This window comes from Erwinia sp. JUb26 (genome assembly GCF_003751505.1).
Classification (GTDB): Bacteria; Pseudomonadota; Gammaproteobacteria; order Enterobacterales; family Enterobacteriaceae; genus Erwinia.
On the sequence record NZ_RJVB01000007.1, the window covers coordinates 125,214 to 144,906 of the forward strand.

At 56.0% G+C, this 19,693-nt stretch carries 21 protein-coding genes; 9 read left to right on the top strand and 12 right to left on the bottom strand.

What is annotated here, in order from left to right:
- Nucleotides 1-8 precede the first annotated feature (8 nt).
- Nucleotides 9-950: a protein translocase subunit SecF gene (secF, locus tag EC836_RS18015; RefSeq protein ID WP_370348172.1), complete on the top strand. Its 942-nt coding sequence runs from the start codon at nucleotides 9-11 to the stop codon at nucleotides 948-950.
- A 63-nt stretch (nucleotides 951-1,013) separates the two neighbouring features.
- Here the strand turns inward: secF and EC836_RS18020 are convergent, their stop codons facing one another.
- Nucleotides 1,014-1,583, bottom strand: a complete 570-nt coding sequence (locus EC836_RS18020; RefSeq protein WP_123335651.1) for a DUF3251 domain-containing protein — start codon at nucleotides 1,581-1,583, stop codon at nucleotides 1,014-1,016.
- A 188-nt stretch (nucleotides 1,584-1,771) separates the two neighbouring features.
- Between EC836_RS18020 and nrdR the strand changes: the two genes are divergently transcribed.
- The 6 genes from nrdR to pgpA all read left to right on the top strand — a co-directional run bounded on the left by nrdR (nucleotide 1,772) and on the right by pgpA (nucleotide 5,882).
- The gene (gene nrdR / locus EC836_RS18025; protein WP_123335653.1) at nucleotides 1,772-2,221 is read left to right on the top strand and encodes a transcriptional regulator NrdR; all 450 of its coding nucleotides are present in this window, start codon (nucleotides 1,772-1,774) and stop codon (nucleotides 2,219-2,221) included.
- A gap of 4 nt (nucleotides 2,222-2,225) precedes the next feature.
- Nucleotides 2,226-3,335 carry a bifunctional diaminohydroxyphosphoribosylaminopyrimidine deaminase/5-amino-6-(5-phosphoribosylamino)uracil reductase RibD gene (gene ribD, locus EC836_RS18030; protein ID WP_123335655.1) on the top strand — a complete coding sequence of 370 codons (1,110 nt, stop codon included), beginning with the start codon at nucleotides 2,226-2,228 and terminating at the stop codon, nucleotides 3,333-3,335.
- A gap of 127 nt (nucleotides 3,336-3,462) precedes the next feature.
- On the top strand, nucleotides 3,463-3,933 hold the full coding sequence (gene ribE / locus EC836_RS18035; RefSeq protein WP_123335657.1) for a 6,7-dimethyl-8-ribityllumazine synthase: 471 nt from the start codon (nucleotides 3,463-3,465) through the stop codon (nucleotides 3,931-3,933).
- 15 nt (nucleotides 3,934-3,948) lie between these two features.
- Nucleotides 3,949-4,368 carry a transcription antitermination factor NusB gene (gene nusB / locus EC836_RS18040; RefSeq protein WP_105590778.1) on the top strand — a complete coding sequence of 140 codons (420 nt, stop codon included), beginning with the start codon at nucleotides 3,949-3,951 and terminating at the stop codon, nucleotides 4,366-4,368.
- 52 nt (nucleotides 4,369-4,420) lie between these two features.
- Nucleotides 4,421-5,395 carry a thiamine-phosphate kinase gene (gene thiL, locus EC836_RS18045; protein WP_123335659.1) on the top strand — a complete coding sequence of 325 codons (975 nt, stop codon included), beginning with the start codon at nucleotides 4,421-4,423 and terminating at the stop codon, nucleotides 5,393-5,395.
- Entirely contained in the window at nucleotides 5,376-5,882 is a 507-nt protein-coding gene (gene pgpA / locus EC836_RS18050; protein ID WP_199735230.1) for a phosphatidylglycerophosphatase A, read from the top strand. The genes thiL and pgpA overlap by 20 nt, the downstream gene beginning before the upstream one ends.
- Before the next feature lie 159 nt (nucleotides 5,883-6,041).
- On the opposite strand, the gene EC836_RS18055 is transcribed toward pgpA, so the two are convergent.
- From EC836_RS18055 to xseB, 4 genes are all read right to left on the bottom strand, one after another.
- Nucleotides 6,042-7,016, bottom strand: coding sequence for an aldo/keto reductase (locus tag EC836_RS18055; RefSeq protein ID WP_123335663.1), 975 nt, complete (start codon nucleotides 7,014-7,016; stop codon nucleotides 6,042-6,044).
- Nucleotides 7,017-7,093: 77 nt separating this feature from the next.
- Nucleotides 7,094-8,959 (bottom strand): 1-deoxy-D-xylulose-5-phosphate synthase, encoded by a 1,866-nt coding sequence (gene dxs / locus EC836_RS18060; RefSeq protein ID WP_123335665.1) that lies wholly within the window; start codon nucleotides 8,957-8,959, stop codon nucleotides 7,094-7,096.
- Nucleotides 8,960-8,975: 16 nt separating this feature from the next.
- Nucleotides 8,976-9,875 carry a (2E,6E)-farnesyl diphosphate synthase gene (ispA, locus tag EC836_RS18065; RefSeq protein ID WP_123335667.1) on the bottom strand — a complete coding sequence of 300 codons (900 nt, stop codon included), beginning with the start codon at nucleotides 9,873-9,875 and terminating at the stop codon, nucleotides 8,976-8,978.
- Nucleotides 9,875-10,117 carry an exodeoxyribonuclease VII small subunit gene (gene xseB / locus EC836_RS18070; RefSeq protein WP_123335669.1) on the bottom strand — a complete coding sequence of 81 codons (243 nt, stop codon included), beginning with the start codon at nucleotides 10,115-10,117 and terminating at the stop codon, nucleotides 9,875-9,877. Before xseB ends, ispA begins: the two co-directional genes overlap by 1 nt.
- Before the next feature lie 298 nt (nucleotides 10,118-10,415).
- Between xseB and thiI the strand changes: the two genes are divergently transcribed.
- Entirely contained in the window at nucleotides 10,416-11,864 is a 1,449-nt protein-coding gene (thiI, locus tag EC836_RS18075; protein ID WP_123335671.1) for a tRNA uracil 4-sulfurtransferase ThiI, read from the top strand.
- Between the two features lie 188 nt (nucleotides 11,865-12,052).
- On the opposite strand, the gene yajL is transcribed toward thiI, so the two are convergent.
- Together yajL and panE are read right to left on the bottom strand one after the other, a co-directional pair.
- Complete coding sequence (gene yajL / locus EC836_RS18080; RefSeq protein WP_123335673.1) at nucleotides 12,053-12,649, bottom strand: protein deglycase YajL; 597 nt, start codon at nucleotides 12,647-12,649, stop codon at nucleotides 12,053-12,055.
- On the bottom strand, nucleotides 12,603-13,523 hold the full coding sequence (gene panE / locus EC836_RS18085) for a 2-dehydropantoate 2-reductase (RefSeq protein ID WP_123335675.1): 921 nt from the start codon (nucleotides 13,521-13,523) through the stop codon (nucleotides 12,603-12,605). The genes yajL and panE overlap by 47 nt, the downstream gene beginning before the upstream one ends.
- A gap of 138 nt (nucleotides 13,524-13,661) precedes the next feature.
- Here panE and EC836_RS18090 point away from each other — a divergent pair, with 138 nt between their 5' ends.
- Nucleotides 13,662-14,153 (top strand): YajQ family cyclic di-GMP-binding protein, encoded by a 492-nt coding sequence (locus tag EC836_RS18090; protein ID WP_123335677.1) that lies wholly within the window; start codon nucleotides 13,662-13,664, stop codon nucleotides 14,151-14,153.
- A gap of 207 nt (nucleotides 14,154-14,360) precedes the next feature.
- On the opposite strand, the gene EC836_RS18095 is transcribed toward EC836_RS18090, so the two are convergent.
- The 5 genes from EC836_RS18095 to cyoB form a co-directional block, all read right to left on the bottom strand.
- A complete protein-coding gene (locus EC836_RS18095; RefSeq protein WP_123335679.1) occupies nucleotides 14,361-15,728 on the bottom strand; it encodes an MFS transporter in 1,368 nt (455 codons plus the stop codon).
- A gap of 129 nt (nucleotides 15,729-15,857) precedes the next feature.
- Nucleotides 15,858-16,745, bottom strand: coding sequence for a heme o synthase (gene cyoE, locus EC836_RS18100; RefSeq protein ID WP_123335681.1), 888 nt, complete (start codon nucleotides 16,743-16,745; stop codon nucleotides 15,858-15,860).
- A 13-nt stretch (nucleotides 16,746-16,758) separates the two neighbouring features.
- Complete coding sequence (locus EC836_RS18105) at nucleotides 16,759-17,091, bottom strand: cytochrome o ubiquinol oxidase subunit IV (protein WP_105590791.1); 333 nt, start codon at nucleotides 17,089-17,091, stop codon at nucleotides 16,759-16,761.
- Nucleotides 17,091-17,708 carry a cytochrome o ubiquinol oxidase subunit III gene (locus EC836_RS18110; RefSeq protein WP_123335683.1) on the bottom strand — a complete coding sequence of 206 codons (618 nt, stop codon included), beginning with the start codon at nucleotides 17,706-17,708 and terminating at the stop codon, nucleotides 17,091-17,093. Before EC836_RS18110 ends, EC836_RS18105 begins: the two co-directional genes overlap by 1 nt.
- Nucleotides 17,698-19,689 carry a cytochrome o ubiquinol oxidase subunit I gene (cyoB, locus tag EC836_RS18115; RefSeq protein WP_123335685.1) on the bottom strand — a complete coding sequence of 664 codons (1,992 nt, stop codon included), beginning with the start codon at nucleotides 19,687-19,689 and terminating at the stop codon, nucleotides 17,698-17,700. The genes EC836_RS18110 and cyoB overlap by 11 nt, the downstream gene beginning before the upstream one ends.
- Between the last annotated feature and the right edge of the window lie 4 nt (nucleotides 19,690-19,693).

The following is a 19,693-nucleotide window of genomic DNA, read 5'->3' on the forward strand; positions in this document are numbered from 1 at the left end:
TTGAACAAATGAATCACGGGCGTAAAGTCGTCGACTTTATGCGCTGGGATACGCTGGCGTTCATCATCTCTGGTCTGCTGCTGATTATCTCGGTAGCGATTATCGGTGTGCGTGGGTTTAACTGGGGGCTTGATTTCACCGGTGGTACGGTGATTGAGATCAACCTGGAAAACCCAACCGATCTGGACGTGATGCGCGAAAGCCTGGTGAAAGCCGGGTTCGCAGAACCGCAGGTGCAGAACTTTGGCAGCAGCCGTGATGTGATGGTGCGTATGTCACCGAACGAAGGCAATGCGGGCCAGGAGCTGGGCAGCAAGGTGCTGGCGGTGATTAATGACACCACCCAGCAGCATGCGACCGTAAAGCGTATTGAGTTCGTTGGGCCGACCGTGGGTAGCGATCTGGCAACGGCAGGCGGCATGGCGCTGCTTTCCGCGCTGATTGCCATCCTGTTTTATATCGGTTTCCGCTTCGAATGGCGTCTGGCGCTGGGCACCGTGCTGGCGCTGGCGCACGACGTGGTGATCACTATGGGGCTGCTTTCGCTGTTCCATGTTGAGATCGACCTGACAATCGTGGCCTCACTGATGTCGGTTATCGGTTACTCGCTGAACGATAAGATCGTGGTATCGGACCGTATTCGTGAGAACTTCCGCAAAATCCGTCGCGGATCGTCTTACGATATCACCAACGTCTCCCTGACGCAGACGCTGAGCCGTACCATTATCACCTCGGCAACGACGCTGGCGATGGTCATGATCCTGTTCGTTTTCGGCGGCGAGTTGCTGAAAGGCTTCTCCCTGACCATGCTGATCGGTATCACCATCGGTACTATCTCGTCGATTTATGTCTCTTCAGCGCTGGCGCTGAAACTGGGCATGAAGCGCGAGCATATGATCCAGCAAAAAGTGGAGAAAGAGGGCGCAGATCAGCCTTCGATTCTGCCTTAATGGTTGAACAGCCATATGGTTGAACAGCCATAAAACGAAGGGCCACATTGCGTGGCCCTTTTTTTATGGCGTACTTTCCGCCGTGGCTGACGGCGTCAGCACCACATCGTGTATCCGCACGTAGCCCAGCCGTTCCGGCGACAGACTGCTCAGCCGCAGCGACACGCTGACCTGGCCGCGCGGTAACAGCGCGCTGGTGACCTCAATTTTTTGCGACAGGCTGCTGATACTCAACGGTTGACCGGTGGCACTATCCAATTCGCCCCATTCAACCTCTGCACTGAACGGCGGCAGTGGCGCATCGCCAGTGGCATGAATATCCAGGGTGGCACGGGTGCCGTTGGCTTCAGACTGAATGTGGCTTAGCGACAGCTTCAGATCGCCCGCCTGGCTTTTGAGTATCACCCCGGTATTCGCCAGAGGCAGCAGCCAGGCACCCTGAGCGGCACCGCTGTTAAGATGCCCCTGCTGTTCCAGCGCGCTGGCCTGTCGGGTGAGCTGACGCATTTCCTTGCTCAGTTTGCCGACTTCGTTATGTAGCTGGCTGATTTTCGGCTGCGACGGTGCGCTGGAGCAACCGGCCAGCGCCAGCAGCGACGCGATCAGTGACAGTTTCAGATAACCCGTTGTCATTATTCATTTCCTTCCGATGAACATTTGCTTTTATCTTAGAGCAAAGCGGTCTGAATAGCCTGCCCCGAAAAGCTGTCTTTTGCGGTGCGGGCCGCATAAAGTCATGCAGTTTTGCGCGGCGTGGCTTTGGCAGGCGGCCTGGTTCGCGTTACACTAACCGTCAATTTCAAGGATTATCAGGACGCATCATGCATTGCCCATTCTGTTCCGCCGTGGATACCAAAGTGATCGACTCCCGTCTGGTGGGGGAAGGGACGTCGGTGCGTCGCCGCCGCCAGTGTCTGGTGTGTCATGAGCGCTTTACGACTTTCGAAGTCGCCGAACTGGTAATGCCACGCGTGGTGAAAAGCAACGACGTGCGTGAACCGTTTAATGAAGACAAGCTGCGCAGCGGCCTGATGAAAGCGCTGGAGAAGCGCCCGGTTAACTCCGACGCGGTTGAAACCGCACTCAGCCATATCAAAAGCCAGCTGCGCGCGACCGGCGAGCGAGAAGTGGCCAGCAAGTTGATTGGCAGCCTGGTGATGGACGAGCTGAAAAAGCTGGATAAAGTCGCTTATATCCGCTTCGCCTCGGTCTATCGCAGCTTTGAAGACATTCGGGAATTTGGCGAAGAGATCGCCCGCTTACAGGACTGATGCGATGCGTGATGAATTCTATATGGCGCGGGCGCTTGAGCTGGCGCGCCTAGGCTGCTTTACCACCACACCCAACCCAAACGTGGGCTGCGTTATTGTCCGTGACGGCGAAATCGTCGGTGAGGGCTATCATCGGCGCGCCGGTGGGCCACATGCGGAAGTGCATGCGCTGCGGATGGCGGGAGATAAAACCCGCGGTGCCACAGCCTATGTCACCCTCGAACCCTGCAGCCATCACGGCCGTACGCCGCCCTGCTGCGACGCGCTGATTGCCGCAGGCGTCAGCCGGGTGGTGGCGGCGATGCAGGATCCCAACCCGGAAGTGGCGGGGCGCGGGCTTTATCGTCTGCAGCAGGCCGGTATCGAGGTCAGTCACGGCTTGATGATGCAGGAAGCGGAAGCGCTGAACCGGGGTTTCCTCAAGCGCATGCGTACCGGTTTCCCCTGGGTGCAGCTAAAGCTCGGGGCTTCGCTGGACGGCCGCACGGCCATGGCCAGCGGTGAAAGCCAGTGGATCACCTCGCCTGAAGCACGACGCGACGTGCAGCGATTGCGGGCGCAAAGTTCCGCCATTCTCAGCACCAGCGCGACCGTGCTGGCCGATAACCCGTCGCTGACGGTGCGTTACGATGAGCTGGATGCCTGCACTCGTTCGCGCTATGCCGCAGAGGATTTGCGCCAGCCGGTGAGAATTATCGTCGACAGCCAGAATCGCGTCATGCCGCAGCACCGACTTATTGCACAATCCGGGGAAACCTGGCTGGCGCGTAATGAAATCGATGCGCAGTCCTGGCCGGAAAATGTCACCCAGTTTAGCGTGCCGCGCCACAATGACCGGCTCGATCTGGTCTCGATGTTTATGCTGCTGGGTAAAAAACAAATTAACAGCGTCTGGGTGGAAGCCGGGGCACAGTTTGCCGGTGCGCTGTTACAGGCTGGCGTGGTGGATGAGCTGATCGTCTATCTGGCACCGAAGCTGCTGGGGGATGCGGGCCGCGGGCTGTGCCAGCTGCCCGGGCTGGAGCGGCTGGCCGATGCGCCGGAGTTTGTCTTCAGCGACGTTCGCCAGGTGGGCCCGGATGTGCGCCTGACGCTGACGCCGCGATACCGTTGAGCTGACGGTCATCCTCCGCTGATGATTTTGCCTGCGCTTCCGTTTGCGCAAAAGCAAGCAGACGGATAAAGAGTGTGATAGAATCCGCCCCCCTGCGGGGCCAAACAGAACCCTGAAAGGAAGATTTATGAACGTTATTGAAGCTGCTGTTGCTACTCCTGATGCGCGCGTTGCCCTGGTTATTGCGCGCTTCAACAACTTTATCAACGACAGCCTGCTGAGCGGCGCGATTGATGCCCTGAAACGTATTGGCCAGGTGAAAGATGAAAATATCACCGTGGTCTGGGTTCCGGGTGCCTACGAGCTGCCAATGACCGCACGCGCGCTGGCAAATGCCGGTAAGCACGATGCCGTTGTGGCGCTGGGTACCGTTATCCGTGGCGGCACCGCTCACTTCGAATATGTGGCAGGTGAGGCCAGCTCTGGCCTGGCCAGCGTTGCCATGAACAGCGATATCCCGGTTGCCTTTGGCGTGCTGACGACTGAAAACATCGAGCAGGCCATTGAACGTGCCGGAACCAAAGCGGGTAATAAAGGTGCTGAAGCAGCCCTGACCGCACTGGAAATGATTAACGTATTAAAAGCCATCAAAGCCTGATTTAAGGGGAATTTCGTGAAACCTGCTGCTCGTCGCCGCGCCCGTGAATGTGCTGTTCAGGCACTTTACTCGTGGCAGATCTCCAAAAACGACATCGCTGATGTCGAATACCAGTTTCTGGCGGAACAGGACGTTAAAGACGTCGATATCAATTATTTCCGTGAGCTGGTCGGCGGCGTTGCAACTAACAGTGCATACCTCGACGGCCTGATGAAACCCTATTTGTCACGCCAGCTGGAAGAGCTGGGACAGGTAGAAAAGGCAATCCTGCGTATTTCTCTGTTTGAACTGAGCAAGCGTTCAGATGTTCCCTACAAAGTGGCCATCAATGAAGGGATCGAGCTGGCGAAAGTGTTCGGTGCTGAAGACAGCCATAAGTTTGTCAACGGCGTGCTGGATAAAGCCGCTCCGCAGATCCGTCCTAACCGCAAATAATCTCTCAAGAGGCCGCTAACCCGGCCTCTTATTTTTACTCCCGGAATGCACTATGGCTTGTGGCGAATTTGAACTGATAGCACGTTACTTTGATCGTGTAACAAGCTCCCGTCGCGATGTCGAAAAAGGTATTGGCGACGACTGCGCCCTGCTGAGCGTACCTGAAAAACAGTCTCTGGCGATTAGTACCGATACGCTGGTAGCTGGCATCCATTTCCTTACCGATATCCATCCGGCCGACCTCGGCTACAAAGCGCTGGCGGTGAATCTTAGCGACCTTGCTGCAATGGGCGCCGATCCCGCGTGGCTGACCCTTGCCCTGACGTTGCCGAATGTGGATGAAAGCTGGCTGGAAAGCTTCAGCGACAGCCTGTTTGAGCTGCTCGACTATTACGATATGCAGCTGATCGGCGGCGATACCACGCGTGGCCCGCTCAGCATGACGCTGGGGATCCATGGCCTTGTGCCGCAGGGCAGGGCGTTGCGTCGTTCCGGCGCGCGCATCGGTGACTGGATTTACGTCACCGGCACGCTCGGTGACAGTGCCGCCGGTCTGGCGCTGCTGCTGGGGCAGGCTGAATTGAGCGATCCCTCGGCGCATGAGGCCTTACTCAAGCGGCACCTGCGCCCGATCCCGCGTATTTTGCAGGGCCAGGCCCTGCGGGATCTGGCAACGTCGGCGATCGACATTTCCGACGGGCTGATTTCCGATCTTGGCCACGTGTTGAAGGCCAGCGACTGCGGTGCGCGGATCAATCTGGATGCGCTGCCGCTGTCAGCATCGCTGAAGCAGCACTTCAGCCCCGAGCAGTGCCTGCACTGGGCACTGAGCGGCGGCGAAGATTACGAGCTGTGCTTCACCGTGCCGGAAATCAATCGCGGCGCGCTGGATGTGGCGCTCGGCTATCTTGGCGTACCGTTTACCTGTATCGGTCAGATGGGCCCGCAGTCAGAGGGACTGGTTCTGTTGCAGAACGACAAAGTCGTGGAGTTTAACCATAAAGGATTTGACCATTTTGGCGCGTGAAAAAGATGTGGCGAAAAGCCGCCTGAAGATGAGTAACCCCTGGCATCTGCTGGCGACCGGTTTTGGCAGCGGCCTCAGCCCGTGGATGCCCGGCACCATGGGCTCGATTGCGGCGATCCCCTTCTGGTATCTGCTGAACCTGCTACCGCAGGATCTTTACGTGCTGGTGCTGCTGCTGGGGATCAGTATCGGCGTCTATCTCTGCCATCGCACCGCGAAGGATATGGGCATTCACGATCACGGCAGCATCGTCTGGGACGAGTTCATCGGCATGTGGATCACGCTGATGGCGATCCCGGTCAATAGCTGGCAGTGGGTGCTGGCGGGCTTCCTGGTGTTCCGCCTGTTTGATATCTGGAAGCCGTGGCCGATCCGCTGGTTTGACCGTAACGTCCACGGCGGCATGGGGATCATGGTGGATGACATCGTAGCCGGGATTGTTTCTGCCGCGATCCTCTACCTGGCCGGTCAATACTGGCTGATGTAATTCACCGATCGGGATGAATGTAATCCCGATTGGAAAGCCTGCCCGAAACAGGACGAAAAGATTATCGTCCTGTTTCAATACTCCTGCTATTTGTTAAATCATCACGCCATCACGCCAACAGATTAAGCTGACATCCACCTCAGACGCAGCAGGGCATGCTTACTCGAACCCAACAACCGGGTGCGGCTGATAAACGCTTTCCAGCTCGATAATCTCTTCCTGAGTCAGTTCCACTGCCGTTGCCTTAACCAGATCGGCCAGCTGTTCGCTGCGCGATGCGCCAATAATCGGCGCGCTGACCGCCGGTTTGCTCAGCAGCCAGGCCAGCGCGATCTGCGCGCGGCTGACGCCTTTGCTGTGGGCAATCGCTTCAACGCGGGCGGAAATTGCGGCGTCGTTATCTTCATTGCTGGTATACAGCGTCTGGCCGTATTTATCTGAGACTGAACGTGCGGTGGTTTCACCCCATGGTCGGGTCAGTCGTCCTCGCGCCAGCGGGCTCCACGGCAGCACAGCGATATTCTCTGCGAGGCACAGCGGATGCATTTCCCGCTCCTCTTCACGCTGGATCAGATTGTACTGGTCCTGCATGCTGACGAAGCGCGTCCAGCCGTAGCGATCGGCGGTATATAGCGCTTTGGCAAACTGCCAGGCGTACATGGAAGAGGCACCGATATAGCGTGCTTTACCCGCTTTCACCACGTCGTGCAGCGCCTCCAGCGTCTCTTCCAGCGGCGTATCGTAGTCCCAGCGATGGATTTGCAGCAGATCGACGTATTCCATGCCCAGCCGGTTCAGGCTGTCATCAATTGACTGCAAAATGTTTTTCCGCGACAGGCCGCCGGAAATATTGCTCATCGGGAAATACACTTTGGTGGCGACCACGACTTCATCGCGGCGAGCGAAGTCGCGCAGAGCACGACCGACGATCTCTTCGCTGCTGCCGTCAGAATAGCTGTTGGCGGTATCAAAGAAGTTAATGCCTGCTTCCAGCGCCTGTTTGATTAGCGGGCGGCTGCTCTCTTCCGGCAGCGTCCAGGCATGGTTGCCGCGATCGGGTTCACCATAGGTCATGCAGCCCATGCTCAGGCGTGAAACGGTCAGGTCGGTGTTCGCTAACTGAATGGTTTTCATGGCGACTCCTGCTATTTATCGTTGCGTAAGCATAGCAGGTGAGGAACTCCCCCGAAGGACGGGGGAGCACAGGATGTTTACTGCTGCAGCCATCCGGCGATTTGCTGCTGGATCCCGGCGGCATCCAGCTGGAAGTCGGTGCGGATCTCTTCCTGAGTGCCCTGGGGAATAAACACGTCCGGCAGGCCGAGGTTCAGTACCGGCACCGGTTTGCGCTTCGCCATTAGTAGTTCGTTCACGCCGCTGCCCGCACCGCCTTTAATCGCGCCTTCTTCCAGCGTAATCAGGGCATCGTGAGTCGCTGCCAGTTCCAGAATCAGCGCATCATCCAGCGGCTTAACGAAGCGCATATCCACCAGCGTGGCGTTTAACGCTTCAGCGGCAGCGGCAGCTTCCGGTAACAGGGTGCCGAAGTTGAGGATCGCCAGCTTCTCGCCCTGACGTTTCACCACTCCTTTGCCCAGCGGCAGGGAAGCCAGCGGCTCGATGGTGGCGCCGGTTCCGGTTCCGCGCGGGTAGCGCACCGCACTCGGGCCGTCCTGATAGTGATAGCCGGTGTAGAACATCTGGCGGCACTCGTTTTCATCGCTTGGCGTCATGATCACCAGGTTCGGGATGCAGCGCATAAAGGCGATATCGAATGCACCCTGATGCGTCTGACCGTCGGCACCAACGATGCCGCCGCGATCGATGGCAAACAGCACCGGCAGCTTCTGAATCGCCACATCATGGATCAGCTGATCGTAAGCGCGCTGCAGGAATGTCGAGTAGATCGCCACGACCGGGTTGTAGCCTCCAATGGCCAGACCGGCCGCAAACGTCACCGCGTGCTGCTCGGCGATTGCCACGTCGAAATACTGTTTCGGGTATTCGCGTGAAAAGGTCACCATGCCCGATCCTTCGCGCATTGCTGGGGTCACCGCCATCAGCTTTTCGTCCTGAGCGGCGGTTTCACACAGCCATTGGCCGAAGATTTTTGAATAGGACGGCAGACCTTCGGCGCTTTTAGGCAGCAGGCCGCTGGCCGGATCGAATTTCGGTACCGCGTGCCAGGTAATCGGATCCTGCTCGGCCGGGGCGTAGCCCTTGCCCTTTTTGGTCATGATGTGCAGGAACTGCGGCCCTTTCAGGGCACGCATATTGCGCAGGGTCTGCACCAGTGCCAGCACGTCGTGGCCGTCTACCGGGCCAATATAGTTAAAGCCCAGCTCTTCAAACAGCGTGCCGGGAACCACCATGCCTTTCAGGTGCTCTTCTGTGCGTTTCACCAGCTCTTTAATCGGCGGCAGGCCGGTCAGCACTTTTTTGCCGCCTTCACGCAGGCGCGCGTAGGTTTTGCCGGAAAGCAGCTGCGCCAGGCGGTTATTCAGTGCGCCAACGTTTTCGGAAATCGACATTTCGTTGTCGTTGAGGATCACCAGCAGATCGGCTTTGATATCGCCCGCATGGTTCATCGCTTCAAACGCCATACCGGCGGTAATCGCCCCGTCGCCAATAATGCAGGCGGTACGACGATCCTTGCCTTCTTTCCCAGCGGCAACGGCCATGCCCAGCCCGGCGCTGATAGACGTTGAAGAGTGGCCGACGTTCAGCACGTCGTACTCACTTTCATCGCGCCACGGGAACGGGTGCAGACCGCCTTTTTGACGAATCGTCCCGATGCGATCGCGTCGCCCGGTCAGGATTTTATGCGGATAGGCCTGATGGCCAACGTCCCACACTAACTGGTCGAAAGGCGTGTTGTAGACGTAGTGCAGCGCAACGGTCAGCTCAACAACGCCCAAACCCGAAGCAAAGTGGCCGCTGGAGCGGCTCACGCTGTCGAGCAGATACTGGCGCAGCTCATCACAGAGTTTGGGCAGGCTTTCTTTCGGTAGCAGACGTAATTCTTGCACCGTGCATGCCAGCGCCAGCGTCGGGTATTTTCCAGGTTCAAAACTCATCAGTGACTCATTATGGCTATTTATCGCGTTCAATTATGAAGCCGGCCAGCGCCCGTAACGGGGTGGTATTATAGGATTGCGCGGCCAGCGTTTCTAATGCGCTGAGAGACTCCTGATAGAGATCCCATGCTTTTGTCCGTGCTCCCTCCAGCCCCAACAGTGCCGGGTACGTGCTCTTGCCCAACTGCTGATCGGCTCCCTGCTGTTTGCCGAGCACGGCGGTATCACCTATCACATCCAGAATATCGTCCTGAACCTGGAATGCCAGCCCGATGGCACTGGCATAGCGATCGAGTGCAGGCAGAGCGCTACGGCCCCTTTCACCTGCGGCCAGCGCGCCCAGGCGCGCGGCCGAACGGATCAACGCACCGGTTTTATGGCGGTGGATCTGCTCAAGTGCAGCTAAATCACTTCGCTTACCTTCTGCGGCGAGATCCAGCGCCTGTCCACCGCACATCCCCGCGACGCCGCTGGCCTGCGCCAGTTCGGAAAGCATCGCAATGCGGAACTCTGCAGTCACGCCGGGCATTGGGGCATCGGCCAGAATGGAAAAGGCCAGCGTTTGCAGGGCATCGCCCGCCAGGATCGCCGTATCCTCACCAAATTTAATGTGGCAGGTCGGTTGCCCACGGCGCAGACTGTCGTCATCCATGGCGGGTAAATCATCGTGAATCAGGGAATAGGCATGAATGCATTCAACGGCCGCTGCAGGCGCATCCAGGGCGCTGTCATCGGCGTGCAGCATCTGTCCGGTGGCGTAAACCAGGAAAGGACGCAGCCTTTTCCCTCCTAATAATGCGCCATATTCTATGGCATTTACCAGCGGAGTGCTCTGAAAAGGCAGGGCGGCGATGAATCCCTGCAGAGCGGTATTCACGCGCTGATGGTGCGCCTGCTGTAATGCGATGAAATCCATCAGTCATTTTCCGGGGTAAAAGGCGTCAGATCGGCGTTTTTATCGTCGCTCAGCAGGATTTGTACCCGCTGTTCGGCCTGCTGCAGGGTTTGCTGGCCGGTGCGCGCCAGCTGGACGCCGCGCTCGAATTCATTCAGCGCCTCTTCCAGCGGAAGATTGCCGCTTTCGAGGCGGGTGACGATCTGTTCCAGCTGCTGCAGTGAGCTTTCAAAGCTGGCAGGCTGTTCGGATTTTTTCGGCATGTGTGATCCTGACTTGTCATAGCTATCAACGGATAATGACGTATGGTATCCGACTCGAAATGATTAGCAAAATATACCCGTCATCTTTCCATTGACCATCACGCGATATGTGCGCGGGAACAGAATAATTTTACGGTTGAGTAGCAGGCAGGCAGCAGATGAATAAGCACCTGTCGGGCAAAGATGATATACTGCTGCGCCTGAATGCAAAGGCCATGAGCCCTTTTGCAAGACCCTGATTTTACCAGCTAAGTGCCATTCGTTTCAGCACTTAATTGCCTAGCGAACCCATGCCACCATGAAGTTTATCATTAAGTTATTCCCAGAAATCACCATCAAAAGCCAGTCCGTACGCCTGCGTTTTATCAAAATCCTGACCGGAAACATTCGCAATGTACTTAAACACTACGATGAAAACCTTGCCGTGGTGCGCCACTGGGACCATATCGAAGTGCGTGCGCGCGACGAAAGCCAGCGCCCGATCATCATCGGTGAGCTGACGCGCATTCCGGGTATCCACCATATTCTGGAAGTTGAAGATCGCCCCTACACCGATGTGCATAACATCTTTGAGCAGACGCTGGAACTGAACCGCGAACGCATCGAAGGGAAATCTTTCTGCGTACGCGTTAAGCGCCGCGGCAAGCATGAATTCAGCTCGCAGGACGTAGAACGCTATGTTGGCGGCGGCCTGAACCAGCACGTGGCTTCCGCCCGCGTGCAGCTGAACCGCCCGGACGTGACGGTTAATCTGGAAATTGAAGACGACCGCCTGCTGCTAATCACCGGCCGCTTTGAAGGTATCGGTGGTTTCCCAATCGGCACCCAGGAAGATGTGCTGTCGCTGATTTCCGGTGGTTTCGACTCCGGCGTTTCCAGCTACATGCTGATGCGCCGCGGCTGCCGCGTTCACTACTGCTTCTTCAACCTGGGCGGGGCCGCTCATGAGATCGGCGTGCGCCAGGTGGCCCACTATCTGTGGAAACGCTACGGCAGTTCGCATCGCGTGCGCTTTGTGGCGATCAACTTTGAGCCGGTGGTCGGCGAAATCCTGGAAAAAGTGGACGATGGCCAGATGGGCGTGGTGCTGAAGCGCATGATGGTGCGTGCGGCCTCGAAAGTGGCCGAACGCTACGACGTACAGGCGCTGGTCACCGGCGAAGCGCTGGGCCAGGTTTCCAGCCAGACACTGACCAACCTGCGTTTAATTGATAACGCCAGCGATACCCTGATCCTGCGCCCGCTGATTTCGCACGATAAAGAGCACATCATTAATCTGGCGCGTGAAATCGGGACGGAAGACTTTGCCCGCACCATGCCGGAATACTGTGGCGTGATCTCGAAGAGCCCGACGGTGAAGGCGGTGAAGGCGAAAATTGAAGCGGAAGAACAGAACTTCGATTTCGCTATTCTTGACCGCATGGTGGAAGAAGCAACTAACGTCGATATCCGCCAGATCGCCGAGAAGACTCAGGAAGAAGTCGTGGAAGTGGAAACCGTGGCGTCGTTGGGTGCCAATGACGCGGTACTGGATATCCGCTCCAACGACGAGCAGGAAGCCCGGCCGCTTGAGGTTGAAGGCGTTGAGGTGAAATCCCTGCCGTTTTACAAGCTGGGCACCCAGTTTGGCGATCTCGATCAGACCAAAACCTGGCTGCTGTACTGCGAGCGCGGCGTAATGAGCCGTCTGCAGGCGCTGTATCTGCACGAACAGGGCTTCACTAACGTTAAGATCTATCGTCCTTAAAATACGGGATGGCAGCACGCTGTTGCCAAATCCCATCTGTCCAGCTGCGGATATCCAGATCTCTCAGAAGAATCTCGGATATCCGCGCTGCAATAAAATCACGTTCGCCAGCGTTGTTTACGCTTGATGAGTGTCATTTTGCAGTCGTATCGCCAGTCACTCAGCGAGTTGACATCAACGGATGTTGATTAATCTTTATAGTCGTAAATTCCCGCTGCCAGCACCATCTGTTCGCCAACCTCACGCGCTTTATCTTTACCTACCAGTAAATCAATCAGCTTAAGGGCGAAATCAATGGTGGTGCCCGGTGCCTGGCTGGTCAGCAGATTCACTCTTCGATCCCAGACGACGCGGCGATCCATCCATTTTCCTTCGGGAATGGTCTCTTTCAGACCCGGGAAGCCGGTCATATTGCCTACCGGGAACAGATCGTGTGGGATCAGTACGGTTCCCGGTGAGGCACACATGGCGGCTACGATGCGGCCGGACAGGTGAAACTGCCGTACCGCCTCGACCAGCAGCGGGCTGTCGCGAAAACACTCGGCGCCTTTTAAGCCACCGGGCAGAACGATGGCGTCGAACTCGTCGTCGGCCACCTGTACCAGTGGCGCATCCGCCAGCAGGCGGACTCCGCGTGAACAGACAATTTCACGATCGCCATTTTCGGCCACGCTGGCGGTGACGACGCGAATACCCGCGCGCACCAGCAGATCGATGGTGGTAACGGCTTCGGTTTCTTCACTCCCAGGTGCCAGGCAAACCAGCACCGATGCGTTCGCGGTCATAATCTTGTTCCTTTCGCTTAATAAATTCAAAAAGACGGTTGTTCTCCGGCGTTGTCAGGCCCTGGGCGCGGGCACGACGGATCACGTAGCCGTTAATATAGTCAATTTCCGTACGGCGCTGGGCGCGGATATCCTGCAGCATCGAGGAGGTGTTACCTGCGGTGCTGCGGATCACATCCATCACGTAGTCGATAAGCCATTCACGTGAGATATGCTGGCCCTCGCGTTCCATTACGGCGGCCACTTCGTTGCTGAGTGCGTCAATCTCTTCGCGGTGATCCACCAGCTCGCCGTTAGTGCAGTCGTAGTATACGGTCAGCGGATTAATCACGCAGTTCACCGCCAGCTTCTGCCACGCCGCCGAGGCAACGTTGTTGTGCCAGGCCACATCCGGCAGCGCGGCGTGCAGCGTTTCCGCAAGATCGCTCATTGCTACGGCGTCAGGGGAAATCGGACCAACGTGGGTGATCCCGGAGGCAACGTGGACCACTACCGTGCCGTCGTGCCTTGCCGCGTGTGTAGTAACGCCGCGCAGCAGCGGCTGGCGCAGCGTTTTTAGTTCATCAAGCGTACCCATACCGTTGTGCAGCAGCAGTACCGGGCAGTTCTCCGGCAGGATAAACTGCAGGTTCTTTACGGCCTCAGACACCTGCCACGCCTTTAACGTCACCAGCAGCAGATCGCTTTTGGCGAGGAAGGTCGGATCGTTAGCGATCAGTGTTTTATTGATAGTGGAGCCGTGCAAATCAATCACGTTTACAGAACAGTAAGGTTGTGGAACCCTTAACCAGCCCTGAACTTCATGTCCCTGTTGTTCAAGAGCAGCAAGCCAGATCTGCCCTAAAGCTCCGCATCCCAGTACGGTAATTTTCATTGTTCCTCCCCGCGGCGGGGTGAGTTAAACAGTTTACCCGCGCATCTGTTGATTATTATAGCTTTCAGCGTCCGCAGTTTTATTTACCCGTGGCAAGCAGGTATTATGCCTGTCACTTTAGTCTCAGGAGAATAGATCATGCCATCTTTCGATATCGTTTCCGAAATTGACATGCAGGAAGTGCGTAATGCCGTTGAAAACGCCAACCGCGAAATCGCCACCCGCTTTGATTTCCGTAACGTCCAGGCCAGCTTTGAGCTGAACGAGAAGAACGAGTCCATCAAGGTTGCCAGCGAGTCAGACTTCCAGGTGAAGCAGCTGCTGGATATCCTGCAGGAAAAACTGCTGAAACGCGGCATTGAAAATGCGGCGCTGGATGTGCCGGATGAAATCGAACACAGCGGTAAAAACTGGAGCGTCGATGCCAAAATGAAAAAAGGCATTGAGAGCGACGTGGCGAAAAAGCTGGTGAAGCTGATTAAAGACAGCAAGCTGAAGGTACAAACCCAGATTCAGGGCGATGAAGTGCGCGTTACCGGTAAGTCACGTGATGACCTGCAGGGCGCCATGGCGCTGGTGCGTAAGGGCGAACTGGGTCAGCCGTTCCAGTTTAAAAACTTCCGCGACTGATTGGCTCGCCGTTTGATGACGGCGTGATGTGCCTGCCCGCGTTCCCCACTCAGAGGGGCGGACGCGGAATAGCAAGCCGGCCCCTGTTACCGAGCCGGTTTGCGTGTAACGGCTCAAGCTTAAATCCGCACTCGAAGCGGCGTGCGGGCCTTAAGGCTGGCACCGACCCGGTGGCAGGATGGTGCATTTCGTGGTTTTGGGGCGTGTTTACGTCGCTGAAACTATCAGTTTTTCCAGCGTGGCGCGGCTGGTGACCTTACTGTCGATTTTAACGTAGGCACTTTGCTCTTCCGGCACGATAAACACCGCCGTGACGCCCGGTTCCGTTTTCAGCTTCTGCTCCAGTTCATTTTTCTCTAATGTGCAGGCGTCCAGCGTAATACGTAGGCTGCTGACGTAAGGCGGTTCCTGCATGGTGATGCTGACCACCAGCCAGATAGCGGCGATCACCGCACCCACCACAAACACGCTCTGCGCGTCGAAGTGACCGAATACCCATCCGCCCATGCTGCCCCCGATCGCCACACCGATAAACTGGCTGGTTGAGTACAACCCCATGGCGGTCCCTTTGAAGCCGGGAGGGGACTCTTTGCTGACAAGCGACGGCAGAATGGCTTCCATCAGATTAAAGCCGACAAAGAACAGCTGCACGCCGATAACCAACGTCCAGAAATGGCCGCCTGCCAGCCAGAGGACGACTTCCGCCACCAGCATCAGCGCCACGCAGAAGATAAACACGCGCTTCATCCGGCGTTTCACTTCGGCGTAAATAATAAAGGGCACTACGCTGACAAAGGCGATGAGCATGGTCACCAGGTACACTTTCCAGTGTTCGGCGGCCGGTAAGCCCGCGCGTTCAAACTGGCCCGGCAGTGCGACGAAGCTCGACATCAGTAAAATATGCAGGCAGAGAATGCCGAAATTCAGTTTTACCAGCCGGCTGTTTGCCAGCACGTCGCGGAAGCTGCCTTTCACCATGCCCGACTCGCGGTTGAGCACGTGACTGGACGCGGAAGGCACCACCAGCAGGGTGATCACAATGCCAGAGCTTGCCAGCACGGCAATCATCCAGAACAGCGCATGCAGGCCGAACGCATTGGTAATGACAGGACCCAACACCATAGCAATCGCGAAGGTGATGCCAAAGCTGATGCCGATAAAGGCCATCGCCTTGGTGCGGTTCTGTTCACGCGTCAGATCGGAGAGCAGGGCCATCACCGCGGCGGCTATCGCGCCCGAGCCCTGCAGCGCACGGCCGAGGATCACGCCCCAGATTGACGTGCTTAACGCGGCAATCACGCTACCCAGTACAAAGATGAGCAGCCCGCCCACAATCAGTGGCTTGCGGCCAATACGATCGGAAAGCAGACCGAAGGGGATCTGGAACACGGCCTGGGCTAAACCGTAGATGCCGATGGCCAGCCCGATTAACGCCTCGCTGGCGCCCTGTAAAGCCATGCCGTAAGTAGTGAGGACCGGTAAGACCATAAACATACCCAGCATACGCAGGGAAAAAACCGTCCCCAGGCCCCAGGTAGCACGAAGCTCGACCGGGGTCATTTTATTATCGTTCATTACTACCTCATGCATTTAGTGCGCATAGTTTATGTGCGAGGGGAGGGCGGGTAAAACATTACTTGCGAAGAAGTCGTAACAAAAAGAAAGGGCGCGAAATCGCGCCCTTATATCGTGATGCAGCTTTGCTTACCGGACGTAAGTCAGCAGATCTTTAGAGGCTGGGGTCATGAAATCGACGGACATCATCACGCTCAGCGCGGTGATGGCAACGATTGAAAACACGAACAGCTTACGTGCCCAAACGCGGTCGTTTGAGGTTTTGTAACCTGACAGTGCCATACCCAGCCACCAGACGCTTACCGCCGCAGCGACAACCAGATATTTATATCCGGCATAGCCACCCAGCGTCAGCATCAGTGTGGCAATCATAAACGCCAGGATATACAGCGTAATATGGTTTTTCGCCACGGAAATGCCTTTCACCACCGGCAGAACCGGAATGTTGGCTGCCTGGTAATCTTTAAAGCGGAAGATAGCAATCGCATAGGAATGCGGCATCTGCCACAGGCTAAAGATAGCCAGTAGGATCAACGCGCCGGCGTCGAACTGATTGGAAACCGCACAGTAGCCGATCACCGGAGGTGCCGCGCCGGACAGGCTGCCAATCAGGGTGCCGTAGACGGAGTTGCGCTTCATGTACAGGCTGTAAACGCCGACATAAACCACGAAACCCATCACCGCCAGCCACATGGCCAGCGGATTTGCTCCGAAATACAGCATCGCAAAGCCAGCAATACCTAAAACGGTCGCATAAACCAGACTCAGTTTCGGCGAGATGAGGCCTTTGACCATCACCCGATTCTTGGTTCTCTCCATCTTTTTGTCGATGTCGCGGTCGATGTAGTTGTTATAAACACAACCCGATGCCACCACCAGCGAAACGCCGACAAGGGTGAAGAGAAACAGGGAGTAATCAATGCTGCCTTTAGAAGCCAGCAGGAATCCCCCGATAACAGAAATTAAATTCCCGAAAATAATCCCTGGTTTTGTTACTTGCAGGTATCGCTTAATCATCACAGTAGCTCTGTTAGTGGGTCATCATGTTGTAGTTGAGGTTCCACATGATCCAGAGAGAGCCGACAACAACAATCAGGATGATGATCGCCGCGAAGACGATAGCAACCATGTTCCAGCCGCCCTCGGACTTGCTGTCCAGGTGCAGGAAGTACACCAGGTGAACCAGCAGCTGAACAACCGCACACACCAGAACCACAGTCAGCGTAACCGCTTTAGAAGCACCGCCGTCCATGACCATCCAGAACGGGATACCGGTCAGAATGATCGACAGGATAAAGCCGATCATGTATGACTTCACGCTACCGTGAGACGCGCCGCCATGTTCGTTTACAGAATGACTCATTACATGGCTCCCATCAGGTAAACAATGGTGAACACGCAGATCCAAACCACATCCAGGAAGTGCCAGAACAGGCTCAGACACATGATACGTGCGCGGTTAGTATCGTTCAGGCCACGCTTGGACACCTGGAACATCAGTACCAGCATCCAGATCAGGCCAGAGGTCACGTGCAGACCGTGGGTACCAACCAGCGTGAAGAATGCCGACAGGAAGCCACTACGATCCGGGCCGAAGCCCTCTTTGATCAGGTGATGGAATTCATAGATTTCCATCCCGATGAAGCCCACACCGAACAGGAAGGTCATGAACAGCCAGCCGAGAACGGCGCCTTTCTGACCTTTGTTCATGTTGATGACTGCAAAACCGTAGGTAATGGAGCTCAACAGAAGCAGTGCGGTTTCAACCAGTACGAACGGCAGTTCAAAGATATCTTTGCCTGCCGGGCCACCGGCGGTGTTGTTTACCATCACACCATACGTCGCAAACAGGGTTGCGAAGATGATGCAGTCGCTCATCAGATAGATCCAGAAGCCAAAGATCTTGTTGGCGCCCGCATCGTGATGCCCATGGTCCCCATGGGCGTCGTCGTGGTGTTTAGCCAGAGTTTCAGTTGACATTTTTCAGACCTGCTTTGCTAATTTCGTCAAAGTGCTGATTCTCGATTTTTTCGATTTCGGCAACAGGAACGTAGTAATCCACGTCTTCGTCAAAGCTCTTCACGATCCAGGTCACGATCATGCCCAGGAAGGACAGACCCACCAGCCACCAGATGTGCCAGATTGCGGCAAAACCAAACAGGGTAGCGAACAGAGCAATGATGATACCGGCGCCGCTGTTTTTCGGCATATGAATTTCTTCATAGTGCGTCGGCTGTTTATAAGCTTCACCTTTTTCCTTCATTTCCCAGAACGCATCGCGCTCGTGAACGTGAGGAACAACGGCGAAGTTATAGAACGGCGGTGGTGAAGAGGTTGCCCACTCCAGCGTACGCGCGCCCCATGGGTCACCGGTCAGGTCACGGTTCTGTTCACGGTCGCGAACGGAAACGTAGAACTGAGTCAGCTGGCAGGCAACACCACAGGCAATCAGCGCAGCACCGAAGGCAGCCACAACCAGCAGCGTGTGGAACTGAGGATCGATATCCTGGCTGATACGACGCGTCATACCCATGAAGCCCAGTGCGTACAGCGGCATAAAGGCAACAAAGAAGCCGATAATCCAGAACCAGAACGCACGGATACCCCATTTTTCATTCAGCGTGAAGCCGAACGCTTTAGGGAACCAGTAGGTCACCCCGGCGAAGCAACCGAATACCACACCACCGATAATCACGTTATGGAAGTGAGCAATCAGGAACAGACTGTTGTGCAGAACGAAGTCAGCACCCGGCACGGCCAGCAGAACCCCGGTCATACCACCTACGGAGAAGGTGACCAGGAAGCCAACGGTCCACAGCATCGCAGAGTGCATCTGAATGCGGCCCTGATACATGGTGAACAGCCAGTTGAAGATTTTAACACCGGTCGGGATGGCGATGATCATCGTCATAATACCGAAGAAGGCGTTAACGTTCGCACCCGCACCCATGGTGAAGAAGTGGTGCAGCCAAACGATGAAGGACAGAATGGTAATAACTACCGTTGCCCACACCAGAGAGGTGTAACCAAACAGACGCTTTTTAGAGAAGGTAGCAACGATTTCGGAGAACACACCAAAGACTGGCAGAACCAGGATGTAAACTTCCGGATGACCCCAAACCCAAATCAGGTTGACGTACATCATCATGTTGCCGCCCATATCATTGGTAAAGAAATGGAAACCAAGATAACGGTCAAGCGTCAGCAGTGCCAGGGTCACGGTCAGAACCGGGAACGCGGCGATAATCAATACGTTAGTACAGAGTGAAGCCCAGGTGAACACCGGCATTTTGAACATGGTCATGCCAGGCGCACGCATCTTCAGGATAGTAACGAAGAAGTTAATACCTGTTAATGTCGTACCAATACCGGATAACTGTAGACTCCATATCCAGTAGTCAACCCCGACTCCCGGACTGTACTCCGCGCCGGACAGTGGTGGGTAAGCCAGCCAGCCGGTCTGAGCGAATTCGCCCACGCCCAGTGACAGGTTAACCAGTACCACACCGACAACGGTGAACCAGAAGCTCAGGTTGTTCAGGAACGGGAAGGCCACGTCGCGTGCGCCGATCTGCAGAGGAACAGCAATGTTCATCAGACCAACAACAAACGGCATCGCTACGAAGAAGATCATGATCACGCCGTGAGCGGTGAAGATCTGGTCGTAGTGGTGCGGTGGCAGGAATCCGGCTTCACCGGCAGAGGCAAGCACCTGCTGGCTACGCATCATCACCGCATCGGCAAAGCCACGCAGTAGCATGACGAAGGCCAGGATGATGTACATGATACCGAGTTTTTTGTGGTCGACAGAGGTCAGCCACTCGCTCCAAAGATAGTTCCACTTACCGAAGTAAGTGATTGCAGCCACAAGCGCCATACCACCAAGAATGATGGCAGCTACCGTAATAACGATAATCGGCTCGTGAAGGGGCACTGCATCCAGTGTTAATTTACCTAACATTGTA